Origin of the sequence: Glutamicibacter sp. NPDC127525, from assembly GCF_042672105.1 — a bacterium.
Taxonomy (GTDB): Bacteria; Actinomycetota; Actinomycetes; order Actinomycetales; family Micrococcaceae; genus Glutamicibacter.
In genome coordinates, this window is sequence record NZ_JBHXVN010000001.1 from 559,229 (window position 1) to 585,780 (window position 26,552).

General features: G+C 60.8%; 25 protein-coding genes. 9 read left to right on the forward strand and 16 right to left on the reverse strand.

Going from position 1 to position 26,552, the window contains the following annotated elements; translation table 11 throughout:
* Positions 1-2: 2 nt before the first annotated feature.
* The 6 genes from zwf (at position 3) to ACFVHU_RS02595 (ending at position 6,544) form a co-directional block, all read left to right on the forward strand.
* On the forward strand, positions 3-1,523 hold the full coding sequence (gene zwf / locus ACFVHU_RS02570; protein WP_105656657.1) for a glucose-6-phosphate dehydrogenase: 1,521 nt from the start codon (positions 3-5) through the stop codon (positions 1,521-1,523).
* Positions 1,520-2,461 (forward strand): glucose-6-phosphate dehydrogenase assembly protein OpcA, encoded by a 942-nt coding sequence (locus ACFVHU_RS02575; RefSeq protein WP_105656658.1) that lies wholly within the window; start codon positions 1,520-1,522, stop codon positions 2,459-2,461. The genes zwf and ACFVHU_RS02575 overlap by 4 nt, the downstream gene beginning before the upstream one ends.
* Positions 2,451-3,191 (forward strand): 6-phosphogluconolactonase, encoded by a 741-nt coding sequence (gene pgl / locus ACFVHU_RS02580; protein WP_133834203.1) that lies wholly within the window; start codon positions 2,451-2,453, stop codon positions 3,189-3,191. The genes ACFVHU_RS02575 and pgl overlap by 11 nt, the downstream gene beginning before the upstream one ends.
* A 91-nt stretch (positions 3,192-3,282) precedes the next feature.
* Positions 3,283-4,266, forward strand: coding sequence for an FAD-dependent oxidoreductase (locus ACFVHU_RS02585; protein ID WP_388022266.1), 984 nt, complete (start codon positions 3,283-3,285; stop codon positions 4,264-4,266).
* 228 nt (positions 4,267-4,494) lie between these two features.
* Entirely contained in the window at positions 4,495-5,856 is a 1,362-nt protein-coding gene (locus tag ACFVHU_RS02590) for a TrkH family potassium uptake protein (RefSeq protein WP_388022269.1), read from the forward strand.
* Positions 5,849-6,544 (forward strand): potassium channel family protein, encoded by a 696-nt coding sequence (locus tag ACFVHU_RS02595; protein ID WP_388022272.1) that lies wholly within the window; start codon positions 5,849-5,851, stop codon positions 6,542-6,544. Before ACFVHU_RS02590 ends, ACFVHU_RS02595 begins: the two co-directional genes overlap by 8 nt.
* Before the next feature lie 66 nt (positions 6,545-6,610).
* Here the strand turns inward: ACFVHU_RS02595 and secG are convergent, their stop codons facing one another.
* The 12 genes from secG to uvrA form a co-directional block, all read right to left on the reverse strand.
* Positions 6,611-6,862, reverse strand: a complete 252-nt coding sequence (gene secG, locus ACFVHU_RS02600) for a preprotein translocase subunit SecG (RefSeq protein WP_105656662.1) — start codon at positions 6,860-6,862, stop codon at positions 6,611-6,613.
* A 22-nt stretch (positions 6,863-6,884) separates the two neighbouring features.
* Positions 6,885-7,700: a triose-phosphate isomerase gene (gene tpiA, locus ACFVHU_RS02605; RefSeq protein WP_388022275.1), complete on the reverse strand. Its 816-nt coding sequence runs from the start codon at positions 7,698-7,700 to the stop codon at positions 6,885-6,887.
* A 2-nt stretch (positions 7,701-7,702) separates the two neighbouring features.
* Entirely contained in the window at positions 7,703-8,932 is a 1,230-nt protein-coding gene (locus ACFVHU_RS02610; RefSeq protein WP_388022278.1) for a phosphoglycerate kinase, read from the reverse strand.
* Between the two features lie 16 nt (positions 8,933-8,948).
* Positions 8,949-9,956, reverse strand: coding sequence for a type I glyceraldehyde-3-phosphate dehydrogenase (gap, locus tag ACFVHU_RS02615; RefSeq protein ID WP_105656665.1), 1,008 nt, complete (start codon positions 9,954-9,956; stop codon positions 8,949-8,951).
* Positions 9,957-10,140: 184 nt separating this feature from the next.
* A complete protein-coding gene (locus tag ACFVHU_RS02620) occupies positions 10,141-10,770 on the reverse strand; it encodes a superoxide dismutase (RefSeq protein ID WP_105656666.1) in 630 nt (209 codons plus the stop codon).
* 60 nt (positions 10,771-10,830) lie between these two features.
* Entirely contained in the window at positions 10,831-11,811 is a 981-nt protein-coding gene (whiA, locus tag ACFVHU_RS02625) for a DNA-binding protein WhiA (protein ID WP_105656667.1), read from the reverse strand.
* Positions 11,812-11,838: 27 nt separating this feature from the next.
* The gene (yvcK, locus tag ACFVHU_RS02630) at positions 11,839-12,864 is read right to left on the reverse strand and encodes a uridine diphosphate-N-acetylglucosamine-binding protein YvcK (protein ID WP_105656668.1); all 1,026 of its coding nucleotides are present in this window, start codon (positions 12,862-12,864) and stop codon (positions 11,839-11,841) included.
* A 5-nt stretch (positions 12,865-12,869) separates the two neighbouring features.
* On the reverse strand, positions 12,870-13,763 hold the full coding sequence (gene rapZ / locus ACFVHU_RS02635; protein WP_105656669.1) for an RNase adapter RapZ: 894 nt from the start codon (positions 13,761-13,763) through the stop codon (positions 12,870-12,872).
* A gap of 9 nt (positions 13,764-13,772) precedes the next feature.
* On the reverse strand, positions 13,773-15,716 hold the full coding sequence (uvrC, locus tag ACFVHU_RS02640; protein ID WP_388022282.1) for an excinuclease ABC subunit UvrC: 1,944 nt from the start codon (positions 15,714-15,716) through the stop codon (positions 13,773-13,775).
* Positions 15,717-15,719: 3 nt separating this feature from the next.
* Complete coding sequence (locus ACFVHU_RS02645) at positions 15,720-16,391, reverse strand: 1-acyl-sn-glycerol-3-phosphate acyltransferase (RefSeq protein WP_105656671.1); 672 nt, start codon at positions 16,389-16,391, stop codon at positions 15,720-15,722.
* Entirely contained in the window at positions 16,392-17,096 is a 705-nt protein-coding gene (locus tag ACFVHU_RS02650; RefSeq protein ID WP_388022285.1) for an HAD hydrolase-like protein, read from the reverse strand. It lies immediately after the preceding gene.
* Between the two features lie 86 nt (positions 17,097-17,182).
* Positions 17,183-20,053, reverse strand: coding sequence for an excinuclease ABC subunit UvrA (gene uvrA, locus ACFVHU_RS02655; RefSeq protein ID WP_388022288.1), 2,871 nt, complete (start codon positions 20,051-20,053; stop codon positions 17,183-17,185).
* Between the two features lie 1,042 nt (positions 20,054-21,095).
* Between uvrA and ACFVHU_RS02660 the strand changes: the two genes are divergently transcribed.
* Positions 21,096-21,908, forward strand: coding sequence for a CPBP family intramembrane glutamic endopeptidase (locus ACFVHU_RS02660; protein WP_388022291.1), 813 nt, complete (start codon positions 21,096-21,098; stop codon positions 21,906-21,908).
* Between the two features lie 200 nt (positions 21,909-22,108).
* Here ACFVHU_RS02660 and ACFVHU_RS02665 read toward each other — a convergent pair whose 3' ends face one another.
* A complete protein-coding gene (locus ACFVHU_RS02665) occupies positions 22,109-22,477 on the reverse strand; it encodes a hypothetical protein (protein ID WP_388022294.1) in 369 nt (122 codons plus the stop codon).
* 370 nt (positions 22,478-22,847) lie between these two features.
* Here ACFVHU_RS02665 and ACFVHU_RS02670 point away from each other — a divergent pair, with 370 nt between their 5' ends.
* Together ACFVHU_RS02670 and ACFVHU_RS02675 are read left to right on the forward strand one after the other, a co-directional pair.
* Positions 22,848-23,786: a ketopantoate reductase family protein gene (locus tag ACFVHU_RS02670; protein ID WP_388022296.1), complete on the forward strand. Its 939-nt coding sequence runs from the start codon at positions 22,848-22,850 to the stop codon at positions 23,784-23,786.
* A gap of 160 nt (positions 23,787-23,946) precedes the next feature.
* Positions 23,947-24,234, forward strand: a complete 288-nt coding sequence (locus ACFVHU_RS02675) for a hypothetical protein (protein WP_388022298.1) — start codon at positions 23,947-23,949, stop codon at positions 24,232-24,234.
* A 353-nt stretch (positions 24,235-24,587) separates the two neighbouring features.
* On the opposite strand, the gene ACFVHU_RS02680 is transcribed toward ACFVHU_RS02675, so the two are convergent.
* From ACFVHU_RS02680 to ACFVHU_RS02690, 3 genes are all read right to left on the reverse strand, one after another.
* Entirely contained in the window at positions 24,588-24,974 is a 387-nt protein-coding gene (locus tag ACFVHU_RS02680) for a hypothetical protein (protein ID WP_388022301.1), read from the reverse strand.
* A gap of 147 nt (positions 24,975-25,121) precedes the next feature.
* Positions 25,122-25,556 (reverse strand): GNAT family N-acetyltransferase, encoded by a 435-nt coding sequence (locus ACFVHU_RS02685; protein WP_388022304.1) that lies wholly within the window; start codon positions 25,554-25,556, stop codon positions 25,122-25,124.
* 193 nt (positions 25,557-25,749) lie between these two features.
* Positions 25,750-26,148 (reverse strand): hypothetical protein, encoded by a 399-nt coding sequence (locus tag ACFVHU_RS02690; protein ID WP_388022307.1) that lies wholly within the window; start codon positions 26,146-26,148, stop codon positions 25,750-25,752.
* Positions 26,149-26,552 lie beyond the last annotated feature (404 nt).

The following is a 26,552-nucleotide window of genomic DNA, read 5'->3' on the forward strand; positions in this document are numbered from 1 at the left end:
CTATGAGCAACCCACTACGCGACGCCCGCGACCGGCGGCTTAACCGCATTGCCGGTCCGGGCGCGCTGGTGTTCTTCGGAATCACCGGCGACCTTGCCCGCAAGAAACTCATGCCAGCGGTCTACGACCTGGCTAACCGCGGACTGCTTCCCCCGAATTTTGCGATTGTCGGCTTCGGCCGCCGCGACTGGACGGCACAGGACTTCGCCGACCAGGCCCGCGAATGGATCCTCGCCAGCGCCCGCACCCCCTTCAACGAAACCGTGTTCGCCCAGCTGGCCGCCGGCATGCGCTTCATCTCCGGCGCTTTCGACGATGATGGCGCCTACGAGAAGCTGGCCGCGACCCTGGACGAACTGGCCGAATCCCGGTCCACCGGGCGCAACCACGCCTTCTACCTCTCGATCCCGCCGAGCTGGTTCGAGGTTGTCTGCCAGAAGCTCTCCGAGCACAAGCTGGCCAAGGACAAGAACCCGGGCTGGGAACGCGTGGTCATCGAGAAGCCCTTCGGCCACGACCTGCAAAGCGCCCGCGAACTGAACGAGATCGTGGAGTCCGTGTTCCCGCCGGACGCGGTGTTCCGCATCGACCACTATCTGGGCAAGGAAACCGTGCAGAACCTGCTGGCTCTGCGTTTCGGCAACCAGATGTTCGAGCCGCTGTGGAACAACAAGTACGTGGACCACGTGCAGATCACCATGGCCGAGGACATCGGCATTGGCGGCCGCGCCAGCTACTACGACGGTGTGGGCGCGGCCCGCGACGTCATCCAGAACCACCTGCTCCAGCTGCTGGCGCTGACCGCCATGGAGGAACCCATTTCCTTCGACGCGGACCACCTGCGCAGCGAAAAGGAGAAGGTGCTCACCGCCGTCCAGCTGCCCGAGGACTTGGGCGCGGCCAGTGCCCGCGGCCAGTACACCTCTGGCTGGCAGGGCGCCGAGGAGGTCGTCGGCTTCCTCGACGAGGAGGGCTTCAACCCGAAGTCCAAAACCGAGACCTACGCGGCGGTGCGCCTGAACATCAATACCCGCCGCTGGTCCGGGGTGCCGTTCTACCTGCGTGCCGGCAAGCGCCTGGGCCGCCGCGTCACCGAAATCGCGGTGGTCTTCAAGAAGGCGCCGAACCTGCTGTTCACCGACCACAAGGACGACGAATTCGGCCAGAACGCGTTCGTGATCCGCGTGCAGCCCGATGAAGGCGCGACCATCCGCTTCTCCTCCAAGGTGCCCGGCACCCAGATGGAGATCCGCGATGTGACCATGGACTTCGGCTACGGCAACGCCTTCACCGAATCCTCGCCCGAGGCCTACGAGCGGCTGATCCTCGATGTGCTGCTCGGTGAGCCGCCGCTGTTCCCGCGCCATGAGGAAGTCGAGCAGTCCTGGCGCATCCTGGATCCTTTCGAGGAGTTCTGGGCCTCGCAGCCCACCCAGCCCGATCCCTACGCTCCGGGCTCCTGGGGACCCGAAAGCAGCGATGAGCTGATGGCCAAGGATGGAAGGACCTGGAGACGACCATGATGATCGATCTTCCCAACACCACCACCTCCAAGGTGGCCAAGAAGCTGATCTCCTCGCGCCGCACCCACGGCGTGGTAGCGCTCTCCCGCGTGATGACCCTGGTGGTCATCACCCGCGAGGGGTTCGCCGAGAACGCGATCGAGGCGGCCAACCTGGCCAGCCGCGAGCACCCCTGCCGGATCATCGTGGTGGTCCGCGGCAACAAGTCCGAGGCCAACCGACTGGACGTGCAAATCCGCGTGGGCGGGGACGCCGGCGCCTCCGAGGTGATCGTGATGCGCACCTACGGCCCGGATGTCGTGGCCGACGAGGCGCTGATCTCCGCACTGCTGCTGCCCGATGCGCCGATCGTGGCCTGGTGGCCGCATGGCGTGCCGCAGGATCCGGCCGGCACCGCGCTGGGCAAGCTGGCGCACCGCCGCATCACCGATTCGGCGGAAACCGAAGACCCCACCGCCGCGCTGTTCAGCCGCATCGAGACCTACCAGGCCGGCGACACCGACCTCGCCTGGACGCGGCTGACCCTGTGGCGTGCCCAGCTGGCGAGCATCATCGACCTGATCGGCACCGAGGGGCTCTCGGGCATCACCGTGAAGGGCTCGGATAATTCCCCGTCCACCACCTTGCTGGCCGCCTGGCTGACCCTGTGCCTGGACGTCCCGGTGACCATCGCCGCGGACAAGTCCAATGGCGGGCTCTCCAGCGTCCGGCTGGCACGCGAAGCCGGCGACGTGGAGCTTTCGCGCCCTTCCGGCGCGGTAGCCCACCTTTACCTGCCCGGATCGGCCCCGCAACGCATCTCCCTGCCACGGCGTTCGGTGGCCGAATGCCTGGCCGAAGAGATGCGCCGCCTGGACGCCGATGACGTCTTCGGCGAGGTCATCACCAAGGGCCTGAACCTGACCAACCTGAGGAGCATCAGATCCAGTGATCGCTAGGCAAATACTGATCCATGAGAACCCGGAAGCTACCGCCCACGCCATTGCGGCCCGGCTGATCACCTCGATCGCCGATGCACTGGCCGCCCGCGGAGTTGCCCACGTGGTGGTGACCGGCGGTTCGCTGGGCATCGCCGCCCTGGAAGCCGTCGCGGCCAACCCCGCCAAGGCCTCGGTCAACTGGTCGCAGGTGCACTTCTGGTGGGGCGACGAGCGCTTTGTCGCCACCGATTCAGCAGATCGCAACGTGCTGCAGGCCGCAGCCCTGTTCGACGCGCTGGATGAATTGGGCCTGGACCGCGCCACCGTGCACGCCATGGGCGCCAGCGACAAGTACGAGTCCGCCGAGCAGGCCGCCGCGGCCTACGCCGAGGAACTGGCCGGGGAAGCCGAAGACAGCGCCTTGAACCCCGCGTTCGATGTGCTGATGCTGGGCATGGGCCCGGACTCGCATGTCGCCTCGCTCTTCCCGAACCACACCCGGTCCGACGAGCCAGGAGTCATCGCGGTCCACGACTCCCCCAAGCCGCCTGCGCACCGCGTCACGCTCACCATGGGCACCATCAACACCGCCAAGGAGGTCTGGCTGATCGTGGCCGGTGCCGACAAGGCGCCGGCGCTGGCCAAGGCCCAGCACGAGGTCAACGAGACCGCTGTCCCGGCCTCCGCCGTGCACGGCACCCAAGCGACCCGCTGGATCATCGACCGCGCCGCGGCCACCTTGCTCTAGCCTGCACCGCATCGCCGGTGCCGCGATCCTGCACTCCAGGATCACGGCACCGGCCTTTGCTTTCCCCTCGCCACCTGCCCGAAAGGTTCCCATGCATTCCGCCCCGCTGCCCGATGCCGCGCAGCCATCCCGCAAGGTCACGGTGATCGGCGCCGGCGTCATCGGGCTCTCCACCGCCCATGAGCTGGCTGCCGCCGGCCACCAGGTCACCGTCATCGCCGACCAGCTGCCGCTGCAGACCGTCTCCGCGGTGGCCGCAGCCATCTGGTTCCCGTACCACTCGGAGAACTCCGCAGCCGCCGATCTGCTGCTCGCCCGTTCGCTGGCACGCTTCGAGGAGCTCTCCGGCATCAAGGAAACCGGCATCGACCTGCGCCGCGGCCTGAATCTGGAAGCGTCCCCGGAGGAAGACCGCTCTTGGGCACAGATCGTCGCCAACGCCGCCGAAGCCCCGGCAGAAGACATCCCGCGCATTGCCGCCGCCGGCATGCGTGCCACCGTCCCGGTGATCACTATGCCTCTCTACCTCTCCTGGCTGCATGAACAAGCCTTGGCCAAGGGCGTCAAGTTCATCCAGCGCACCATCGAATCCATCGACGAGCTGCAGGAAGAGGCCGACGCCGTGGTATTGGCCACGGGCCTGCGTGGCGGCGAACTCACCGGGGATGACGGCACTGTCTACCCCATCCGAGGCCAGGTGATCCGCCTGGCAAACACCGCAGGGTTGGTCCACTGGCTCTGCTATGACGAGCATCCCCAGGGCGTTACCTACATCATTCCGCGCCGCGATGACATCATTGTTGGCGGTACCGACGTGGCCAACGACTTCAACGCCGAGGTCGACCCGCAGACCGCCACCGACATGCTGCGCCGTGCCATCGTCTTGGTCCCCCAGCTGGCCGGCTGCGAGATCCTGGAGCACAAGGTGGGGCTGCGCCCGGCACGCGAGACGATCCGCCTGGAGCGCGTCGACGGGCACGCTGTGCCTGTCATTGCGGCCTACGGCCACGGCGGGGCTGGGGTCACCCTTTCCTGGGGTACCGCACAGCGGGTCGTGGAATTGCTCGAAACCTAGCAGCACCAGCGTCCAACCGGCAGCTACGCTTTTCCGCGAGGCTGCCGGTCTGCTTTAACCGGCGGCGCGGCTGCGGCAGATCCGCCCACTCGCTCCCGCAGGTCCGCCATCAACCACGCGTCAGGTGACGGGAATCACCATTGACACCGGCTTTTCCGAGCGTATTATTTCATTCGTACTACTCGTCCCACGGTTTCGCGAGACGTTATTTCGACCATTGCGATCTCCATGAATCTTCACAATGCGCGGTCCGCCGCGCAGCACAGCGTGCTGGCCAAACCCGCACGCGCAGTAGCCTTCGCCTTTGCCGGCGCAATCCTCATTGGCGGGTTGCTCCTGGCTTCACCGGCGGCCAACACGCAAGGCACCTTCACATCCTTGGTGGACGGGATCTTCACCGCGACGTCAGCGGTGTGCGTCACCGGCCTGACTGTCTTGGATACGGCAACCCACTACACCCTCTTCGGCAAGATCGTCATCCTGATCCTGATCCAGGCCGGCGGCCTGGGCCTGATGCTCGTCGCATCATTGCTGAGCATGCTGGTCATGGGCCGCATCGGCTACCTGACCCGGCTCTCCACCCAGCGGGAAAGCTCCGCCGTTTCCGGCGCCGACGTGCGCACCTCGGCATTGATGATCATCAAGCTGTCGCTGGCTATCGAATCCGCAGTGGCGCTCGTCTTGGCCCTCCGCTTCTGGCTGGCCTACGACTACGACCCCGCCAGGGCGATCTGGCATGGCCTGTTCCATGCGGTCTCTTCCTTCAATAACGCGGGATTCGCCCTCTACTCGAATAACCTGATGGATTTCGTGGCGGATCCGTGGCTATGCATCCCCATCAGCATCGCCATCATGCTCGGCGGCTTGGGCTTCCCGGTTCTGGTCCAGCTCAGGCATCATTGGCGGAATTCGCTGAAGTGGACGATGAACACTCGTCTGGTCCTGCTCATGACCGCATTGCTGCTGCTTGGGGGCACCATTTTCATCACCGCCATGGAATGGTCCAATCCGAAGACGCTGGGCGAGCTTGAACCTGCCCAGCGGATCCTGGCTGGATTCTTCCACTCAGTGCAGACACGTACCGCTGGCTTCAATTCCATCGATATCGGCGCGATGCATCCAGCATCCTGGCTGGGCATGGATGTGCTGATGTTCATCGGCGGAGGGCCGGCCGGCACCGCCGGCGGCATCAAGATCACCACGGCTGCGATCCTGCTGTTCATCATCATGACCGAACTTCGCGGCGAGACCGCCGTCAACGTCCTGGGCAAGCGCCTGTCCCGCTCGGTCCATCGCCAGGCCATCACGGTGGCGCTGATGGGCGTAGCGGCGGTATTCGTCGGCACCATGGGACTGCTCCTGCTGACCGGCTACTCCCTGGATCGCTGCCTCTTTGAAGCCACCTCCGCATTCGGCACCGTCGGGCTGTCCACCGGCATTACCCCGGATTTGCCGGACCCTGCCAAGGGCATCCTCATTGCATTGATGTACCTGGGCCGCGTCGGGGTCCTCTCGCTGGGCTCCGCGCTGGCCCTGCGCGATCGAAAAGCGCTCTACGAACTCCCCAAGGAAAGGCCTTCAATTGGCTAAGCTACTGAATTTTCGAAATGACGCCAAGGGCCTGTCGAAAGCGAACTCCGTTGCAGTGATCGGGCTCGGGCGATTTGGCGAATCCCTGGCCCTGGAACTGATGAAGTCCGGTACCCATGTCCTGGGCATTGACGTGCACGAGAACATCGTCCAGTCCCTGAACGGGGAATTGACTCAGGTGGTTCGCGCCGACGCCTCAAGCCGGGAAATCCTTGAACAGCTCGCGATCCACGAATTCGACCGCGTGGTGGTTGCCGTAGGCAGCCACCTGCAGTCATCCATCCTGTGCTGCTCGCTCTTGGTCAGCATGGGGATCCCGCAGATCTGGGCCAAGGCGCAGGACGATCGGCACGGTCTGATCCTGGAGCAGCTCGGAATCCACCACATCGTCTACCCGGAGAAGGATATGGGCAAGCGAGTCGCCCACCTGGTGCGCGGATCCATGATGGACTACCTGGAAGTCGATCCAGGCTATGCCATGGTGAAAATGAGCGCACCAGCCACATTGCACGGTGTGAAACTCAGTGATGCCGGGGTACGCAATAAATACCGGGTGACCATCGCTGCCACGACCAATGCGGCCGGCGAATGGAAGAACACGGACGGAAACACCGTCCTGCAGACCGGAGACAAGATCCTCGTGCTGGGATCGATTGCCGATACCGAGAAGTTCGGGCAACTGGCCTGAGACGCGCAATAGGCGCCTTCCACATGATGTGGAAGGCGCCTATTGACTGCTACGGAAGGGTACTGCCTAGGCTTCGATGCTGAATCGCAGGACCAGAGCGAGGCCGATAATCACGGCACCCCAGATCAGACCAAGAATAATGGTGATGCGGTTCAGGTTGCGCTCGGCTACACCCGAAGATCCCATTGAGCTGGTCATGCCGCCGCCGAACATGTCGGACATACCGCCACCACGGCCCTTGTGCAAAAGGATCAGCAGGGTCAGCAGGACGCTTGTAATGCCCAGCAATACCTGCAAAATGATCTTGATAATATCCAAGTCGACGGTTCCTTAGTTAGATTCAGTCGGTGACGAGATGATGCTCGAACCTGACAATATTAGCAAATTCCTCGGCATCCAGGCTGGCACCGCCAACCAACACGCCATCAACATCGCGTTCGCGCATGATCGATGCGGCATTTGCTGCCTTAACACTACCGCCATAGAGCAGTTGAGTCTTCTCGGCAATCTCTGCACCGAAGCGTTCAGCCAGCGCACCGCGAATTGCGGCGCACATTTCCTGCGCGTCAGCTGGTCCGGCAACTTCACCCGTACCGATGGCCCAGACTGGTTCGTAGGCGATGACCAGGCTTGCGGCCTGCTCAGCGGTTACGCCTTCCAGCGATTCAGCCAACTGGTCCAGGGTGAATGCCACATGCTCGCCGGCCTTGCGTACTTCCAGGCCTTCGCCGACGCAGAGCATCGGGGTCAGGTCGTGGCGGTAGGCAGCAGCCAGCTTGGCGGCAATCACCTGGTTGGTTTCATTGTGGTACTCGCGACGCTCGGAGTGGCCTACCAATACGTAGGTGCAGCCGAGCTTCTTGAGGAACTGCCCCGAAATTTCACCAGTGTACGCACCTGAGTCCTGTGCGGACAGATCCTGGGCACCGTAGACGATATCCAGTTTGTCGCCCAGGGTCAGAGTCTGCACGCCGCGGATGTCGGTGAAGGGAGGGAACACTGCGACCTCGGCACGATCGTAATCGTGCTCATGGTCCTTCAGGGTCCACGCCAGCTTCTGCACCAGGGTGATGCCCTGGACGTGGTCCATGTTCATCTTCCAGTTGCCGGCAATCAGCGGCTGGCGCACAAAGGCGCCGTTCTGCGAAATGGTCATTATTAGCCTTCCAATGCGGCAACACCCGGCAGGGTCTTGCCTTCGAGGTACTCCAGCGAAGCGCCGCCACCGGTGGAGATATGGCCGAAGTCATCCTCCGAGAAGCCCAGTGCGCGCACGGCTGCAGCGGAATCGCCGCCGCCTACGACGCTGAACGCTTCCGAGTCCGCCAGAGCCTGCGCGACGGTACGGGTACCTTCGGCGAAAGCAGGGATCTCGAAGACGCCCATCGGGCCATTCCAGAATACGGTATTTGCACTGGTGATGTAGCTTGCGAACAGTTCAGCGGACTTTGGTCCGATGTCCAGGCCAAGGCCGTTGGAGCCGAAGCTGGCTTCTTCGATCTTGTCTGCGGCCAGCACCTCGTGCTCTGCGTCGGCACCGAACTTGCTTGCCACTACGACGTCGCTAGGCACGATGATGTCGCAGCCGAGCTTCTCGGCCCGCTGCAGGTATTCCTGGCAGGTCGCGATCTGGTCTTCTTCAAGCAGCGAGCTGCCAATGGCGAAGCCCTGCGCCTTGAGGAAAGTGAAGGCCATGCCGCCACCGATCAGCAGCTGATCGGCCTTGCCCAGTAGGTTGTCGATGACAGCGAGCTTGTCCGATACCTTGGACCCTCCAAGCACCACAACGTATGGGCGCTTCGGGGCCTCGGTCAGGGTCTTGAGGACCTTGACCTCGGTAGCAACCAGGTCGCCCTGGTAGCTAGGGAGCAGACTGGCGATGTCGTAGACCGAAGCGTGCTTCCGGTGCACAGCACCGAAAGCGTCGTTCACGTAAGCGCCGTTCTGACCGGTCAGCGCAGCCAATTCCTTGGCGAACTCTTCGCGCTGCGCATCATCCTTGGAGGTTTCGCGAGCATCGAAGCGGACGTTCTCCAGAACCAGCACGGAGCCCTCTTCGAGGTTTGCCGCCAACTGGCGAGCGGAGTCGCCCACCACGTCTTCGGCAACAGCGACGTCGAAGTCAGCCAGTTCGTCCAGGCGGCTAGCCGCAGGAGCGATGGAGTACTTGGCATCGAACTGGCCCTTGGGGCGTCCCAAGTGGGCCATTACGATGACCTTTGCGCCAGCTTCAGCCAGCTTGCCGATGACTGGCAGCGACGCGCGGACGCGGCCTTCATCGGTCACAGTTGCACCGTCGAGCGGTACGTTCAGGTCACTGCGGACCAGAACGTACCGTCCGCGGACGCCGTTGTCAGCGATCAATTCGTCAATGGTGTGAGAAGACATGTCTCTAGGTTATCGACTAGAGGCTGGATCCCACGAATTCAACGAGGTCAACAAGTCGCGAGGAGTAGCCCCACTCGTTGTCGTACCACGCGACGACCTTCACGCTGTTGCCCATCACGGTGGTCAGACCGGAGTCGAAAACTGCCGAGTGGGGGTTGGTCACGATGTCCGAAGAAACCAGTGGATCGGTGGAGTACTCAAGGTATCCGCTCAATGCACCCTCGGCAGCTGCCTTCTCGAATGCTGCGTTGATTTCTTCCACAGTTGCGGTGCGGGCCAGGTTCACGGTCAGGTCGGTGGCCGAACCGGTTGGAACTGGTACGCGCATAGCGTAACCGTGCAGCTTGCCCTTCAGCTCTGGGAGCACCACGCCGATGGCCTTTGCGGCACCGGTCGAGGTCGGGATGACGTTCAGCGCCGCGGCGCGGGCACGGCGTGGGTCGCTGTGCGGTGCATCCTGCAGGCGCTGGTCTGCGGTGTAAGCGTGGATGGTGGTCATCAGGCCATCAACAATGCCGAACTCTTCGTTCAGCACCTTGGCTACTGGAGCCAGGCAGTTGGTGGTGCATGACGCGTTCGAAATGATGGCGTGGTTTGCAGGATCGTACTTGTCCTGGTTGACGCCCATCACGATGGTGATGTCTTCATTCTTGGCAGGAGCCGAGATGATGACCTTCTTTGCGCCAGCAGCTACGTGCTTCTTGGCGTCTTCTGCGTTGGTGAAGAATCCGGTCGATTCAATGACGACATCGACGTTCAATTCGCCCCATGGAAGGTTGGCTGGCTCGCGCTCAGACAGAACCTTGATACGGCGTTCTCCGACGACGATGGTATCGCCGTCCACGGATACCGGCTCGCCCACTGGGCCGAGCACGGAATCGAACTTCACCAGGTGAGCAAGCGAATCGATTGAACCAAGGTCATTGACGGCGACGATTTCAATGTCTGCCTTATGGGCCAGAACTGCACGCAGGAAGTTGCGTCCGATACGACCGAAACCATTGATTCCAACACGGGTTGTCACGTGACTATCTCCTCTAAATGGGATGATGATGCCACGACCGCACGCGAGCGGAGGTGGCCTTCTTTAAGAGGACACTCCGTTGTGCCGTGCTTGCGGATCCCAACGAATTGCCGGGATCCGCAACACACTTGAAACATACTACGCTACATTAGCGCAGAATGTGAGCTAACTTACCAGATAAGTCTTACTTACCTGGAAGGATCAGCGCTGCTGCGCCGTTGCGGGCAGCTTCGAAACGAGCCTGGACATCTGCCCAGTTCACGATGTTCCAGAATGCCTTGACGTAGTCAGCCTTGACGTTGACGTAGTCCAGGTAGAAGGCGTGCTCCCACATGTCCAGCATCAGCAGCGGGGTGGTTGCCACTGGGATGTTGCCCTGCTGGTCGTACAGCTGCTCGATGACCAGCTGGCCGCCCAGTGCGTCGTAAGCCAGCACTGCCCAGCCCGAGCCCTGCAGGCTCATGGCCGAAGCGGTGAAGTGGCCACGGAAAGCGTCGAACGAACCGAAGAAGTCGTCGATGGCCGCTGCCAGCTCGCCCTCAGGCTTGTCGCCACCCTCTGGGGACAGGTTGTTCCAGAAGATCGAGTGGTTGGTGTGGCCACCCAGGTGGAACGCCAGGTCCTTGGACAGCTTAGGGATATTGCCGAATTCGCCCTTTTCGCGAGCTTCAGCCAACTGCTCCAGTGCCGAGTTTGCGCCAGCAACGTAAGTTGCATGGTGCTTGGAGTGGTGCAGTTCCATGATGCGAGCCGAGATGTTCGGCTCCAGTGCGGCGTAGTCGTACTGCAGTTCTGGCAGTGAATAAACAGCCATGATTCTCCTCAATCTTCTCAATTGGTTGAATCTCCGCGGGAGGGCTCCCGCGGGGACATTTTAATGTTCCAGTTCATCTCCTGGAACGCTGGACTCCGTACCTGGTATTCCCAGATCGCTCGCCTTTTTATCCGCCATAGCCAAAAGGCGGCGGATTCGGCCAGCGATGGCGTCCTTGGTCATTGGCGGTTCGGCCATGCGGCCGAGCTCATCCAAGGAGGCTTGCTTGTGCTCAAGGCGCAGCAGTCCCGCATAGCGCAAGTGCTCGGGAACCTCGTCGCCCAAGATGCCCAGTGCACGCTCAACGCGGGCACCGGCAGCTACCGCTGCCTGGGCACTGCGCCGCAGGTTGGCGTCGTCGAAGTTCGCCAAGCGGTTCGCCGTCGCGCGCACTTCCTTGCGCATGCGCCGTTCTTCCCAGACCATGAGCGCATCGTGAGCGCCCATGCGGGTCAGCAGTTGGGCGATGGCATCGCCATCACGGATCACAACGCGGTCCACACCGCGCACTTCACGCGCCTTGACCGTCAGTCCCAGGCGGCGAGCTGCACCGACCAGCGCCAAAGCGGCTTCTGGCCCAGGGCAGGTGATTTCCAAAGCGGAGCTGCGTCCGGGTTCGGTCAACGATCCGTGGGACAGGAATGCGCCGCGCCATACAGCTTCAGCGTCGGCGGTAGAACCGTTGACGATCACCGAGGGCAGGCCGCGTACCGGCCGGCCGCGCTGGTCAAGCAGGCCAGTTTGGCGTGCAAGCACTTCGCCGTCCTTGGAAACACGCACAATGTAGCGGCTCCCCTTGCGGATGCCCGATCCGGAAACCATGACGATTTCGGCATCGTGGCCGTACAGCTCGCCGATAGCAATCTTCAACCGCCGGGCCGTCGCCGCGAGGTCCACTTCTGCTTCGATGACAATTCGTCCGGAGACGATGTGCAGCCCGCCGCTGAAGCGGAGCATGGTCGAAACCTCGGCCTTGCGGACCGATGGCTTGCGAATCTCTACCCGCGACAGCTCGTCTTTGACGGAAGCCGTCAATGCCATGAATCAAACTCCCTTACTTGGATCTTCCTAAGACCCGATCGCGGTAAACACCTCGTGATAGGCCGCCGCTAGTCGCAACGGGTCGTGCACAGCACGACCGTCAGATACTCCTACTGTACTAAAAAAGACACGCGCACCGAGTTTTTGCGCTGCCAGCTCAAATCGATCCCTGTTAAGAATCTTTGATTCGTCGGCAATAATTGCATCGAATTTGACCTCGGGTGCGTAACGTCCCAGCACCTCCAAGTGCGCCGCGGCGTCCATCCCGGAAGTCTCTGCCGTATCAAAGGCCAGGTTCATGGTCAGCAGCTTCTTGGCCGTGGTCGATGCCAGGGCCTGGCGCATATCCGGCAGCAGCAGATGCGGGAGCACCGAGGTGTACCAGGAACCGGGACCGAGAATCACCCAGTCCGCCAGATCGATGGATTCCAGCGCTTCGGAGCAGGCCGGCGCATCGGACGGTTCCAGGTACACGTGGGTAACCAGGCCGCCGGAACCGGCGCGAGCCAGCTTGGCCTGCCCATCGATTCGGCGACGCACCAAGGTGTCGTTCACCGGGTCGGATTCAAGAACCTCGCCATGGATGGACAGCGGAACCGTGCTCATTGGCAGGACCTGCCCGCGCGCGCCAAGCAGGGCACCTGCCCAACGCAGGCCAGCTACCGGGTTATCGAGCAACTCCCACAGCGCCAGGATCAGCAAATTGCCAACGGCATGGCCGTTCAATGGCTCGTCGGCGTTTTCGGTCGATTCAAAGCGGTACTGCATGACATCGCGCCAGGTACGGCCCCAGTCATTGTCGTCGCACAGCGCAGCCAGCGCCATGCGCAAGTCTCCCGGGGGCAGCACATCGAAGGATCCCCGAAGCCGCCCGGAACTGCCGCCGTCATCGGCCACCGTTACTACGGCGGTGAGGTCGGTAGTCAGACGGCGCAGGGCAGAGAGCGACGAGGACAGCCCGTGTCCCCCGCCCAAGGCCACCACCGATGGGTTGCGGTAATCATCACTTCGAGTCAGTCCCTGGATCGGGATCGGACCTGTAGCAAAGGCCATGGCGGCTACTCACGCCCCAGATCACGGTGGCTGATATTCACCCTGACGTTCGGGAACTGCGCCAGGCGCCGGCCCAGCTCAATGGTGGTTGCTACCGAGCGGTGCTTGCCGCCGGTGCAGCCCACGGCAATAGTCGCGTAGTGCTTATTCTCGCGGCGGTAACCTTCAAAGACCGGTTCCAATGCCTTGAGGTAGTTCTCGATGAACTCGCTCGTGCCTTCCTGGCTCAGCACATAGTCCGACACTTCCTTGTCCTTGCCTGTCTGCGGGCGCAGTTCAGGTACCCAATGGGGGTTGGGGATGAAACGGACATCTGCCACGTAGTTGGCATCAGCGGGCAGGCCGTACTTGAACCCGAAGCTCATCACGTTGATGCGCAGGATGATCGGCCCGGATTCGCTGAACAGTTCGTTGACTGCACGTGCCAGGTCGTGCACCGACATGGTCGTGGAATCCAAGATGATTTCGGCAGCTTCACGCAATTGATCGGTGATCCCGCGTTCGCGCTTGATGCCGTCGACAATGCGGCCGTCATCCTGCAGCGGATGCGGCCGGCGACCCTGCTCGAAGCGGCGGATCAGCACCTCGTCGCTGGCGTCGAGGTAGACCAGGCGGAACTTCACCCCGCTGGCTGTCAGGTTCGCCAAGGCATCGCGGATTTCCGGGAACATTTCCTTGGAGCGCACGTCCATCACGACAGCCATCTTCGGGATGGAGCCCTGCGAACGGCTCATCATCTCCGTCAAGGGTCCAAGCATGGCCGGTGGAAGGTTCTCCACTACGTACCAGCCCTGGTCTTCCAGAGCATGCGCGACTGTGGTGCGACCGGCACCTGACATGCCGGTTACGATCACGAGTTCGGACTCAGGGGGTTTTACTGCTTCATACTCAGCGGTCATATCACAAGGCTAGTCGACAATTTCGCCTGTAGTCATATTCACACCGGTTAATGAAGCGTCTTCTAGGGACTCTTTGATGGAAGTCGCAAGTTTTTCACCGACTCCTGGCACGTCCATCAGCTCCTCGATGCTCGCCGCACGGATCTTCTTCATCGACCCGAAGTGCTTGCGCAGGGCAGCCTGCTTGGACTTGCCCAGCCCCGGGATCGCGTCCAAATCCGAGGCGATCATGGATTTAGCACGCTTGGCGCGGTGGAAGTTGATCGCAAAACGGTGCGCCTCGTCGCGAAGCCGCTGCACCAAATACAGGGCAGCTGAGGCACGCGGCAGGATCACCGGGAACGGATCGTCGGGCAGCCACAGTTCTTCCAAGCGCTTAGCCAGGCCGACCACTGGAATGTCATCGATTCCCAGGTCGTCCATGGCCTTCTGCGCCGCGGCCACCTGGGGCGGTCCGCCGTCAACGATCACCAGAGATGGCGGGTAGGAGAATCGCTTCTTTTCCTGCTCACCGGTTTCTTCATCCACTTCCCCGGTTGCAAAGCTCTTGGGGTCGACCTTCTCCTTCAGGTAGCGGCTGAAGCGACGGTAGATCACGTCGTACATGCTGGCGGTATCATCGCGTGCTGCATCACCGGTGATGGAGAACTTTCGATATTCGCTCTTCTTGGGCAGCCCATCTTCAAAGACCACCATGGAAGCAACCACGTTGGTGCCTTGGGTATGCGACGCGTCATAGCATTCGATGCGAAGCAGTGCTTGTTCGGCTCCCAGTGCATCCTGCAGTTCCTGCATCGCCAGCGAACGCGTGGTGATATCACCTGCTCGCTTCGACTTGTGCAGGCGCAGCGCTTGTTCGGCGTTCTCCACGACGGTGGATGCCAGTGCCGCCTTGTCGCCGCGTTGGGCGACGCGCAAGGAGACTTTGGAACCGCGCAGCTCGGTGAGCCAGGTCGTGACATCCTCAATGTCTTCGGGCAGAGTCGGAACCAGGATTTCCTTGGGAATCCGGTCCGCGTGATCTGCGTAGACCTGGGTGAGAAGCTGCTCGACGAATTCAGCGCCGGTGGTATCCGCAACCTTTTCGACGACCCAGCCTCGTTGCGAACGGATACGGCCGTCGCGGACATGGAATACCTGCACGGCGGCTTCTAATTCATCGCCATGAATGCCGAAGATATCAGCTTCGGTACGGTCGTCAAGGACCACGGCGTTGCGTTCAAAAACTCTGTTCAGTGCGGCAATGTCATCGCGATAGCGGGCGGCCTTCTCGTATTCGAGTTCTGCCACCGCCTCTTGCATCTTGGCTGTCAGGGCCTTGGTGAACTTAGTAGCCTCGCCGCTCATGAAGGTGCATAGGTCATCAGCCAGTTGACGGTGGTCTTCTTCGCTGATGCGCCCCACGCAGGGCGCCGAGCATTTGTCGATGTACCCCAAGAGGCAAGGGCGACCCGATGCTTCGGCACGCTTGAACACGCCCGGCGCACAGCTGCGCACAGGAAAGACCCGCAACAGCGTATCGAGGGTTTCCCGGATGGCCTTGGCCGGATAGAACGGCCCGAAATACTTCACGCCCTTGCGCTTGTCCCCGCGCATGACCAGGGCGCGCGGGTACTTTTCGTTCAAGGTGACAGCAAGGTACGGGTAGGTCTTGTCATCACGGAAAACAATATTGAACCGGGGATTGTATTCCTTGATCCAGGAGTACTCCAGCTGCAGCGCTTCCAATTCGGAACCCACCACGGTCCACTCCACGCTGCCGGCGGTGAATACCATGGCCCGGGTTTTGGGCGTGAGCCGGTCAGGATTGGCGAAGTAGGAGGTCAAGCGGTTGCGCAGGACCTTGGCCTTGCCAACGTAGATGACACGGCCGTGTTCATCGCGGAAACGGTACACGCCCGGTTTCGTGGGAATGTCCGAAGTTCTCGGACGGTAACTTGCCGGATCAGCCATGGTCTATTTCGCGTCCGGTGGCAGTTGGTTGTAGGAATCGACGCGTTCCTGGCCGGAAAGCTCGGCAATCGCATCAACGATCCGGTCCGTGGCCTGGCGGCGCTGCGGCAACGGGTGCTTGCGTCCCAACTGGTCGAAGTACAGCGGCTCGCCATAGTGGATATGGAATTTGGCAGGACGGAAACCCTTTGAACCAGCAGGCTGCAGCTTCTCCGTGCCGATCAAGCCCACCGGTACCACTGGTACACCGGTGGTCAGCGCCAGCCAGCCCACGCCGGTGCGTCCGCGGTACAACTTGCCATCGCGCGAGCGAGTGCCCTCGGGGTAGATGCCGATGCCCTTGCCGCCTTCGACGATTTCCACCAGGGAATCGAGGGCGGCAACCGAAGCTGCCTGTTCGCCACGCTGCACCGGAATGGATCCCACGGATTCGAAGAAGGTCTTCATCACCTTGCCCTTCAGTCCCGGGGTGGTGAAGTATTCCGCCTTGGCGAAGAACGCCACGTCGCGCGGGGTCAGCGCCTGAATGATCAAGGAGTCGAAGAATGACAGGTGGTTGGAGGCGACAATGAAGCCGCCTTCCTTGGGAACGTTCTCAAGCCCGGTCACTTCCGCACGGCATACACCGTGGATGACGCCCCGAATCGACGAACGGGTCATGGTGTAGATGCTCATCTACTTTGCACCTTCCTGCATGAGGTCATCGTCGAGGTTCAGCGTGTTTGCCAGCTGTGCTCCGAGCAGGAGCTCAGCAAGGTCCCGGGTTGTCGCCACAGTTGCGCCTGCCTGCTGCAGTTCATCGTCCTGGGCAAAGCCCCACGCGACGCCGACCGAAGCCACCGAATTCTCGCGGGCGGCATCCCAATCGTAGTAGCGGTCCCCCACAACTACGCTGCTCGCCGGGTCCAGCTGCCCGTGCTCCAAAGCCTCAGCGACAATGTGCGTCTTGCTCGAACCCATGCTCCCGTGCTCATCCGCGTTGCCGTGAATCGCATCGAGATGCTCATCCAGCCCCTTGCGTGCAATGAGCTGGCGCGCAATGTTGATGGGCTTGGCCGTGGTCACTGCGACGTAGATCCCGGCCGCGCGCAACGCGTCCAGGAGCGCCGCAATGCCCGGGTAGATCACGGATTCTGCCATGCCCACCTCGGCATAGCGGGCGCGGTAGGCCGCGATGATGGAGTCGATGTTCTCGTCGGTGACGCCGTCAAGCGTACGCAGCCCGATTTGGAGGGGCGGGCCTACCAGCGCTTCAACTCGTGCTTCGCCCGGATCGGCCAAACCATGGGAGGTGACCGCGTGGCGGATACCCGAAGTTATGGCACCGGCAGGGTCCACGAGGGTCCCATCCAGATCGAAGAGCACACTTGTTACCGACATATTCACCTAGCCATCTTCCCATGAAGCGGACGCGGGTTAGCAATCCATAACTGAAATCGCATATGTCGAACATTCTCCGCCAGGCATTACAGGATCTCGGAGAGGAACTTCCCGGTGTGCGATTCGCCCACCTTGGCCACCTTTTCCGGGGTGCCGGCAGCCAGGATCGTGCCGCCGCCTGAGCCGCCTTCCGGGCCGAGGTCGATGACCCAGTCAGCCGACTTGATGACATCCAGGTTGTGCTCGATGGTCAACACGGTGTTGCCCTTGTCGACCAATCCCTGCAGCACCTTGAGCAGCTTGCGGATATCTTCGAAGTGCAGACCGGTGGTCGGCTCGTCCAGGACGTAGATGGAGCGGCCATTGGAACGCTTCTGCAGTTCCGCAGCCAGCTTCACGCGCTGGGCCTCGCCACCGGAGAGGGTGGTTGCCGGCTGACCCAGGCGCACGTAGCCCAAACCCACGTCCACCAGCGTGCGCAGGTGGCGGGCGATCGGGGTGAAGGCACTGAAGAACTCGGCGCCTTCGGCAATCGGCATATCCAGCACATCGGCAATGTTCTTGCCCTTGTACAGCACCTGCAGGGTTTCGCGGTTGTAGCGGGCGCCCTGGCAGACCTCGCAGGGCACGTAGACGTCCGGCAGGAAGTTCATCTCGATCTTCAGCGTGCCGTCACCCGAGCAGGATTCGCAGCGTCCGCCCTTGACGTTGAAGGAGAAACGGCCCGGCTGGTAGCCGCGCAGCTTCGCCTCATTGGTCTCCGCAAACAGCTTGCGGATGTGGTCGAACACGCCGGTGTAGGTCGCAGGGTTCGAACGCGGGGTCCGGCCGATGGGCGACTGGTCAACGTGGACCACCTTGTCCAGGTGCTCCAGGCCCTGCACGCGGGTGTGGCGGCCGGGCACCTGCTTGGCGCCGTTGAGCTTGTTGGCCAGCACCTTGTACAGGATGTCATTGACCAGGGTGGACTTGCCCGAGCCGGACACGCCGGTCACCGCGGTCAGCACGCCCAGCGGGAACTCCACCGACACGTTCTGCAGGTTGTTCTCGTTGGCACCGACCACCTTGAGCTTGCGCTCCTTGTCGATCTTGCGGCGCTTGGACGGGATGTCGATCTGCTTGCGGCCCGAAAGGTAGTCTCCGGTCAGCGACTTGGTGTTCTGCTTCAGGCCCTCCAGGGATCCGGAGTGCACCACTTCGCCGCCGTGCTCGCCGGCGCCCGGGCCGATGTCCACGATCCAGTCAGCTTCGGCAATGGTGTCTTCGTCGTGCTCCACCACGATCAGGGTGTTGCCCAGCGATCGCAGGTGCAGCAGGGTGTCGATCAGGCGGCGGTTATCGCGCTGGTGCAGGCCGATGGACGGCTCGTCCAGAACGTAGAGCACGCCGACCAGGCCCGAACCAATCTGCGTAGCCAGGCGAATGCGCTGCGCCTCGCCGCCGGACAGGGTGCCGGCAGCGCGTTCCAGGGTCAGGTACTCCAGCCCGACGTCCAGCAGGAACTTCATGCGCGCGTCGATTTCCTTGAGCACCTGCGCGGCGATCTGCGCCTCGCGTGCGGTGAGCACGATCGTGGAGAGGAATTCCGCGGCGCTGCGCAGGTCCATGGCGGCAACTTCAGCGATGGAACGCCCGCCCACCAAGACCGAGAGCGACGCCGGATTCAGGCGCGCGCCGCCGCAGGTAGGGCACGGGATCTGGCGCATGTACTGCTCGTAGCGGTCGCGGGCGTGATCCGATTCGGTTTCCTGGTGCTTGCGGTGCACGTAGGAAATGACGCCCTCGAAGCCGGTGGAGTACTTGCGCTCGCGGCCGAAGCGGTTCTTGTACTGCACGACCACCTTGTGGTCCTTGCCATTCAGGATCGCTTCGCGGGCGGCAGCCGGCAGCTCCTGCCACTGGGTGTCCATGGTGAAGCCCAGCTCATGGCCCAGGCCTTCGATCAAGCGGTTCCAGTATTCGGTGGTGGCCTTGCCTAGCGACCATGGGGCGATCGCGCCCTCGGCCAAGGTGACCTCGCCGTCCGGAACGATCAGGTGCTCATCGACTTCCAGCTTGGTGCCGATGCCGGAACAGGCCGAACAAGCACCGAACGGGTTGTTGAAGGAGAAAGTGCGCGGCTCGATCTCATCGATGGCCAGCGGATGCTCATTGGGGCAGGCCAGGTTCTCGGAGAACGCGCGCACGCGCTGGGGATCATCCTCGTCCAGGTCCACGAAGTCGGCCAGCACGCGTCCTTCGGCGATGCCCAGGGCCGTTTCGATGGAGTCAGTCAAGCGCTGGCGGGCATCTTCCTTGATGGCCAGGCGGTCGACGACCACCTCAATGGTGTGCTTGACCTGCTTGGCCAGCTTCGGCGGATCGTTCAGCTGGATGGTGGTGCCGTCAACGCGGGCACGGGCGAAGCCCTTGGATGAGAGCTCTGCGAACAGGTCGACGAATTCGCCCTTGCGCGAGCGCACTACCGGGGCGAGGATCTGGAAGCGGGTTTTCTCCGGTAGCTCCATCAGCTGGTCGACGATCTGCTGCGGAGTCTGCTTGGAGATCGGTTCGTGGCAGATCGGGCAATGCGGACGGCCCACGCGGGCCCACAGCAGGCGCATGTAGTCGTACACTTCGGTAATCGTGCCCACTGTGGAACGCGGGTTGCGGCTGGTCGATTTCTGGTCGATGGACACCGCTGGAGACAGGCCCTCGATGAAATCCACATCGGGCTTGTCCACCTGGCCGAGGAACATGCGGGCGTAGGCAGAGAGCGATTCGACGTAGCGGCGCTGTCCTTCGGCAAAAATGGTGTCAAAGGCCAAGGAGGACTTGCCCGAACCGGAAAGACCGGTAAAGACAATCATTGCGTCACGCGGGAGATCAATGTCCACGTTTTTCAGGTTGTGCTCGCGTGCACCCTTGACGACCAGGCGAGTCAGATCAGTTCTTTTACTCTGCGATGAAATAGCCACGAGGCAATACTAATCGAAAACTACTTCGAATACGTGTACGAATGGACGCAACTCACAGTTAATTCTCCAAACCCCTGATCCGGCACACGGCGAGCGCCATGCGTGCTCGTGCATCCACCCGAAATGTCGACCGGTGAGCCGGCATCCCTGCGAACCCAGACCGGACCACGACGACCCATTCGAGGTACCGGTTGCCCTTGGAAACCCGCGCTCACGGGATGGACTGGCCGGCTCCCAAGTTTCTCGCTGGCATGCTGCCTCAGCGCCGGCATATGCCGGACCTCCCCGAAGCCTGCTGTTCCGAACTGGAATCGACGGGCCCTATGGTCGAATACGTTGGCTGGCGAATCACCTAACCGTTCGGGATCCACCGAGCGCTGCCAACCTGCCGCACTCAACTCTGGCGTTCACCCAACAGGTGACCGTCTCCGGCTCAAGCCGTTTGAGCAACGTCATGAACCATCGCGCTCCTGCGCCTGCCACGTGTGCAACACCTCCCGAAGATCGCAGCTATCTCGTGGATGCCAATGAGCGGCGAGCGCATACCCCGTGTTGCATGAGCGATAAAAGGATAAAGTTCGTCATTCGGTTCACGCCGTCAATCAGGGGCATCGCAATCACTGATCCGCAACGCAATTGCATCGCGAACCTCGCCAAACGTTCCGCCTAGTGGCGTCATCCGCGGTGTCGAGGCCATCCAGCAGCAATTTTTTCCTTGCGAGCATTCAACATCTTGAGGTACCGCCAGATCGTTTCGTTTCATGCCCCTCGCCTGTCACTACACCAGAAGGGGCATACGAAACGGCCGGCTTTCCTGTGAATCCATGAAAGTTCTGCAATTCAAGTCAGCATGTGGTGTGCTCCTGTATGCGACCGGCTTACGGGACAGCCTCGTGTGGTGGGCTCTCGAGGCTATGTGTGGTTCTGCGATGAACTTAGCCAACAACTTTTCGTCTGGAGACTGCCTGGAAACAGGGATCATTCGATCGAGTAATGTAACGGATGTGGCTCAACTTCGTGCCGCTTGACCTTGGGAGCACCAATGACCGTTCTGACCGCTGATTCGCCATGGACGCGGTTCTGGAACCACGGAGCTTGGTGGAAAGCAATAGGACTGGCCGTTGCCTACCTCGCCCTCTATGAGGGAGCGAGCCTCTTGATAGGGGTTGTAGTCGGGGGTGACATCGGCGAGCCCAACAGTCCGAAGTATCTTCTGCTCGGATACCTTGTACCGATTGCTATTGGCGGGCTGATTTTGGTGGCCTTCGCTGCATCCGTCGGGTGGCTAAAGGACCTTTTTGGCCCTCAGCCGATTCGAGGTGGGCGCTGGATGTGGATCGCCGTCATCGCGGTGCTGCTGTTCAACGTCTTACGCTTCGCATCGATGGACTACGCGAAGGCTGGCTTCACTGTCGTGGCGCTTTGGATTCTCATCGGACTGTTGATCGGCTTCGCCGAGGAAGTTCTCACCCGTGGACTCGTGGTCAACATGTTGCGCAAGGCGGGCCACGGTGAGATCGCAGTTGCGCTCGTCTCTGCCGGGGTTTTCGCGCTGCTTCACTCGGTCAACCTTCTCAGCGGTCAGGCTCTGGGACCGACGCTACTTCAACTCGGTTATACCTTCATGTTCGGTATCCTCATGTACTTCGCGCTGCGCGTGACCGGCAACCTCATCTGGCCGGTGTTGCTCCACGCTAGTACCGACCCCAGCATCTTCCTTCTCGGTACCTACCCCTCGGGTAGTGCCCTGGGCAGCATCGCCAGCCTCGGTAACGTCGTGGTTATCGCTGTAGGCCTAGTCCTAGTGTTCTTCATCCGCGGGCGCCTGGTTGATAGCTCCAGACTTGCCGTTTGATGGGTGAGCTAGCGGGCTAGTTGATGGAGGGGGCGCCCCCGTCGAAGGTCTGAGGGCCGTCGGCGCGAATAGAGGGCTCATGGATCAAATGACGCTCCACAGGACAAAGTATTGACCTGCTCACGCAAATTAACCGCCCCTCCGCCTCCAAATTTCTTCATTGACCCTCAAGCGACCACACCGTCCCGTAGACCGTTCGCTTACTGGGACTGTTCGTCTCTGGCTTTCTGCCCACCAGGCAGGATATCGAGCATGATGTACATCAGATTACCCACAGGGCCTTCCCCAGGAGGCGGATTTTCCAGCTGGTGCTCCATCCGAGCGCGGAGCTCTTCGCCGGTGTCGGGCCATGGAACAAAACTTGTAGGTCCGGTGTATCTGCCGAGCTGGGCATACCCCTTGGAGCACAGAGCCAACACAGTACCCGTGGCCTCTGCAATGGCCTCGTCCTCGCTCAGGACATTGCCCTTGGCTTCGTTGATGATCCCCATGATGTGGAGGAACAGGACCCAGTCGTCTACGCCGTTTTCGATGATCTCAAGTTCGATGTCGATCAGCGGATCAATCATGGAGTCTCACCGATGCCTAGGAAATAAATAAGCCTTCTCATTCGCGTTCACCTTGCCTGGTCACTTAGATCACCGCAGCCTGCAACAAGCCGTTCTGGATCAGTTCAACGAGAGTCTTCCCATCCCAGGCAACGTCCCGTTGGACGTTCCCCACATGAGCATATGGATGGGTACAACCCGATACATATGCTCGTAATAAGACCTGCTACTTCCTTTTCCCTTTCATTACTGGTCAAATCGTCAAATACGGAAATTAATATAGTAAGCATCCGCACTGCAAAGCGGCATCTGGCGCCTTCCTGCCAGACCAGTGCCACCAAGACCAAGACATCGGCCACCACACCCAAACTGAAAAAGTAGGAGCAACACCGTGAAAATTGGAGTCATCGGCGCCGGCGGCGTCGGCGCATACTTCGCCGCCGCCCTGGCCAAAAGCGGATCCGAAGTGCACCTACTGGCCACCGAACGCCACATCGCACCAATCACCGACCACGGGATCACCATCACCACCGGGGACGGGAGCCCCGGCTTCACCACCCTACTGGCCAGTGTCAGCACCACGGCAGAATCCATCGGCACGTGCGACGCGGTCATCCTGGCCTGCAAAGCCGGCCAGGTCGCCGCCGCCATGAGAGGGGCACGCGCCTTGATTGGGCAGAACACCGCTGTCTTGCCGCTGCAAAACGGCGTCACGGCCTCCGAGCGCATCACCGAAGCGGTCGGTCCGGGCCACGCCCTGGGCGGGGTCGCCATGATCATTTCCTACCTCCAGCAACCCGGCACCGTCCACCACGTCGGCGGGCAACCAGCCATCACCCTGGGCGAACTCGACGGAACAACCACAACCCGGGCCGCGCAACTGGCCAACGCCCTGGACGCAGCAGGAGTCGCAACCACGGTTTCGGCCGACATCATCACCGACATGTGGCGAAAATTCATGCTCATCACCTCCTACGGCGGAGTCGGCGCACTATGCCGCGAACCGGTTGGCCGAACCCGCACCAACCCGCAAACCCGCGCCCTGGTCGAAGACGCCATGCGAGAGGTTGCTACCCTCGCCGGCCATGCCGGGGCAAATCTGGGAGAATCGGACGTGGCCCGGATGATGGCACAATTCGACGCCTTCAGCCCGGACAGCACCGCCTCCATGCAACGCGATCTGGCCGCAGGACGGTCCTCGGAACTTGAGGAGCAAAACGGCACCGTCGTCCGACTGGCGCAGCATCACGGAGTCCATGTCCCCATCCACCACACCATCTACCGCGCTATGACCCTGCTCGACGGTGCCGCCGAGCACGCCACAGCCTAACGGCTCTCGCCTTCTTGGGGCGGCGCTGTGGTTTCGCCAGTATTGCCCCGGTCAGGGTTCCGCTTGCGGACCGGCCAGGCGTTGAACTTCATGCGTGCGTTCACCCAGAATCTGTCCACCGGCCATCGACCCACTTGCGGGACGGTGAGTGGATTCCTGCATGAACATATCCCCCATTGATCCGCGCTATGTCAGCGAAGAAAACCTCACTCCGGTGTACCGCGTGGACTTCTGGAATGAAAACTGCGACAGCAGCGAGCACCGGATCGAGAACGCAGCGTGCGTGGAAGACGTTCTTGCGTGGGCGGAAGCCAATAGGAATGAACGCCAAGAAGTGGTCTGGGTCGAGTACAACTATGGAGGCGGAATCGGAATGTGCCCGTTGCACGGGCAGGAGCCCACCGGTGAGGAAACGCCATTGCCGCCAAGCCCATTGCTCGAACCGTGATCATGAAGGGAGAATATGGAATCCTACCGATCTAAGCATCCCGCTGAACGTTCGGCGACTGGAATGCATGCCTGATTTGACCTGATTGGGCCTCTCCGCAGTGCTGAGCGTCCTCGATAGACGCCGGTGGGGAGATCTGGAAGAGTTGCAGCATGGAAAACACTTGGTTTCTCGTTGTTCTAATTCTCGTTAATCTCTTCGCGAGCATAAGCATCATTGGTGCGTTGAATCGGATCAGGAATGCGAGCGAAAAAGCCCTTGTGCTCCTAGAAGAACAATCTGCCCGGCAAGGTGCAGGGAAAACGTCTCAATAACGCTTCTTGAACAGGACAGTAATCTGTGCAACTCACGGTTTATCGAATTACTCCGTGATCCAGTTGATTCCACAATTGGTCGCGCTCGGTACCGATGACTCTGGTGGCAGTAAAGCTGGTCTCTTGACCATTCCTGGGATCATCGGAGACGAAATGCCCTTCTCGCAGTTCTTCGACTGAGTACCATCCCGGCGCGTAATCCTCCTCCGGTAATTCATGCCCGCCGTCTAACCAATGAATTTGGGACCACATATTCTCTTGCTTGTCCCAGAAAAACGGGAACGATCGCATAATAGTGATCGAAGTGGTCAGCCAGCCTCTGGTCTCTCCGGCGAGCGTGAGCTCCCAAACTGAATCACGGAATTCATCCAAGAAAGGATCCCTCGGCCAGTCAGTTTCGTCAAACCATTTCTCAATCCATCGCATGCATTAGTTCTACCAGAGTGAATACAGGGTCTAGCGGTCGCTAGCAATTTTGGGTCCCGTCGGACGTTCCCCTTGCAGGCGCTCGTTTAGGGCACAGGCAAATGGGGCGGTATCTATTTGTCCCGGATAGCCTTGTGGTTAATGCGCCTACCTGCTCACGAGGTGCAGAATTGGGAACCCTCGGCCCTCCCCGTCGGTTTCGGACCGACCTATTTGCGTGAATCCCTTTGCGGCGTAAAAGTTTCGTCCCGATGGGTTCTGTTCATTGACGTCGACTCGTACGGATTCACGGCCGGTGACGACCGAATTAAGCAGAGCGCTCCCAATCCCACGCCCCTGTGCAAAAGCATCAACAAACAGCATCTCAACAATGTCTTTCTCGATCGCGATGAACCCCATCGGTTGCCCAACTACTTCGGCAACGCGCAAATCGGACATCTGAGGCAAATATTTTGCTACGTCCAGTTCAATGGAATCGATATCCGCTGGAGTCAAGAACTCGTGTGTCGCCTCGACTGAGCGGCGCCAAATCGCAAGTAAAGCAGAATAGTCGGTATCAACGGCTGTGCGGATAGAAACCATGGCCTAATTCTAGTACTCGGAGGACTCCCGGATCAGTTCAAGTGCCAGCACCGCGTCGTCCGCAAGGTAGTCCTGAGCATACTCGGATGGGGACGAGCACCTGGCACCGGGGTTCACGTTCGGGCGACACAGAACGGAGGACAATGGGCAGTACTGCTGGCCAGCCCGGACAATGTTCCCAGTCGCCAATGCGTTAACTGAACTGCTTGAGCTTCCATTCCGCTCCGTGATTGCTCGGTATGCAAATAAAAGCGCGTCGAAAGACGGATCTTTTATGAGCTAGTAGCGGCTTCGTACTCAGGACAAAAGTCGCAACGTCATCGATCGTTTCTTCCACGAATTCCATGACTTCGTCCAAGCCTTCGTGAATCGTTCGAAATCCCATATATCGCCCATCATAGACGAGCTCCGGCGCTTCGCCGCCTACTACCAGTGTGAAGAAACTAAGACGGTGACTTTGAAGATCTAAATGAACATGGTGCTTACGAACGTAGACTTGAGCGCTAATTTCCTTCGGTAAGTTTATGATGACCTTCTCAAGCTGCTCCTTCAGCTGGGCGAGGTAGTCCAGTACCTTTTGGTCATCTTTCATGAGCCAAAATCTAGCATCATTCGTTTAGGATTCGTTCATGCATCTAGGCCAACCACAATCAGTCCGCGCTCTTGCCCCGCAGCGCGTGACCACCAAGCTCATTTCGAAATATCAAGCCGGACGAGCACTACCAGTACTAGTACTTTCGCTCCGAAGCTCACGAACCCTTCCAGCTTGTTGGCTCCCTGGCCTTTCGAGGGAATAGGCGTCTAGACTCCGTCGTAACAGCAATTGAGGGAGGAACCGCATGGCAACGCAAAGAGTCTCGTCATACACGGATACGGGATTACTGAACAAGTACTCCGTTGCCTATGGTTCTTTGGAAATTCAGGTCAGGCCATCTTGGCCGTGGGCGCAGGCCATGTCGCGCTAAGCCAGATCACCCTACGGGGCGGACGCGGCCG

Bases quoted from the DNA above. Each gene is read 5' to 3' on its own strand.
- whiA (WP_105656667.1), bottom strand. From the start codon at position 11,811: ATGGCATTGACGGCTTCCGTCAAAGACGAGCTGTCGCGGGTAGAGATT.
- ACFVHU_RS02645 (WP_105656671.1), bottom strand. From the start codon at position 16,391: ATGAGCATCTACACCATGACCCGTTCGTCGATTCGGGGCGTCATCCAC.
- ACFVHU_RS02680 (WP_388022301.1), bottom strand. From the start codon at position 24,974: ATGCGATGGATTGAGAAATGGTTTGACGAAACTGACTGGCCGAGGGAT.
- rapZ (WP_105656669.1), bottom strand. From the start codon at position 13,763: ATGACCGCTGAGTATGAAGCAGTAAAACCCCCTGAGTCCGAACTCGTG.
- ACFVHU_RS02650 (WP_388022285.1), bottom strand. From the start codon at position 17,096: ATGTCGGTAACAAGTGTGCTCTTCGATCTGGATGGGACCCTCGTGGAC.
- ACFVHU_RS02685 (WP_388022304.1), bottom strand. From the start codon at position 25,556: ATGGTTTCTATCCGCACAGCCGTTGATACCGACTATTCTGCTTTACTT.
- uvrC (WP_388022282.1), bottom strand. From the start codon at position 15,716: ATGGCTGATCCGGCAAGTTACCGTCCGAGAACTTCGGACATTCCCACG.
- ACFVHU_RS02575 (WP_105656658.1), top strand. From the start codon at position 1,520: ATGATGATCGATCTTCCCAACACCACCACCTCCAAGGTGGCCAAGAAG.
- ACFVHU_RS02590 (WP_388022269.1), top strand. From the start codon at position 4,495: ATGAATCTTCACAATGCGCGGTCCGCCGCGCAGCACAGCGTGCTGGCC.
- ACFVHU_RS02610 (WP_388022278.1), bottom strand. From the start codon at position 8,932: ATGTCTTCTCACACCATTGACGAATTGATCGCTGACAACGGCGTCCGC.
- ACFVHU_RS02675 (WP_388022298.1), top strand. From the start codon at position 23,947: ATGAACATATCCCCCATTGATCCGCGCTATGTCAGCGAAGAAAACCTC.
- zwf (WP_105656657.1), top strand. From the start codon at position 3: ATGAGCAACCCACTACGCGACGCCCGCGACCGGCGGCTTAACCGCATT.
- ACFVHU_RS02620 (WP_105656666.1), bottom strand. From the start codon at position 10,770: ATGGCTGTTTATTCACTGCCAGAACTGCAGTACGACTACGCCGCACTG.
- ACFVHU_RS02665 (WP_388022294.1), bottom strand. From the start codon at position 22,477: ATGATTGATCCGCTGATCGACATCGAACTTGAGATCATCGAAAACGGC.
- ACFVHU_RS02690 (WP_388022307.1), bottom strand. From the start codon at position 26,148: ATGAAAGATGACCAAAAGGTACTGGACTACCTCGCCCAGCTGAAGGAG.
- ACFVHU_RS02585 (WP_388022266.1), top strand. From the start codon at position 3,283: ATGCATTCCGCCCCGCTGCCCGATGCCGCGCAGCCATCCCGCAAGGTC.
- ACFVHU_RS02660 (WP_388022291.1), top strand. From the start codon at position 21,096: ATGACCGTTCTGACCGCTGATTCGCCATGGACGCGGTTCTGGAACCAC.
- tpiA (WP_388022275.1), bottom strand. From the start codon at position 7,700: ATGACCATTTCGCAGAACGGCGCCTTTGTGCGCCAGCCGCTGATTGCC.
- yvcK (WP_105656668.1), bottom strand. From the start codon at position 12,864: ATGGCCTTTGCTACAGGTCCGATCCCGATCCAGGGACTGACTCGAAGT.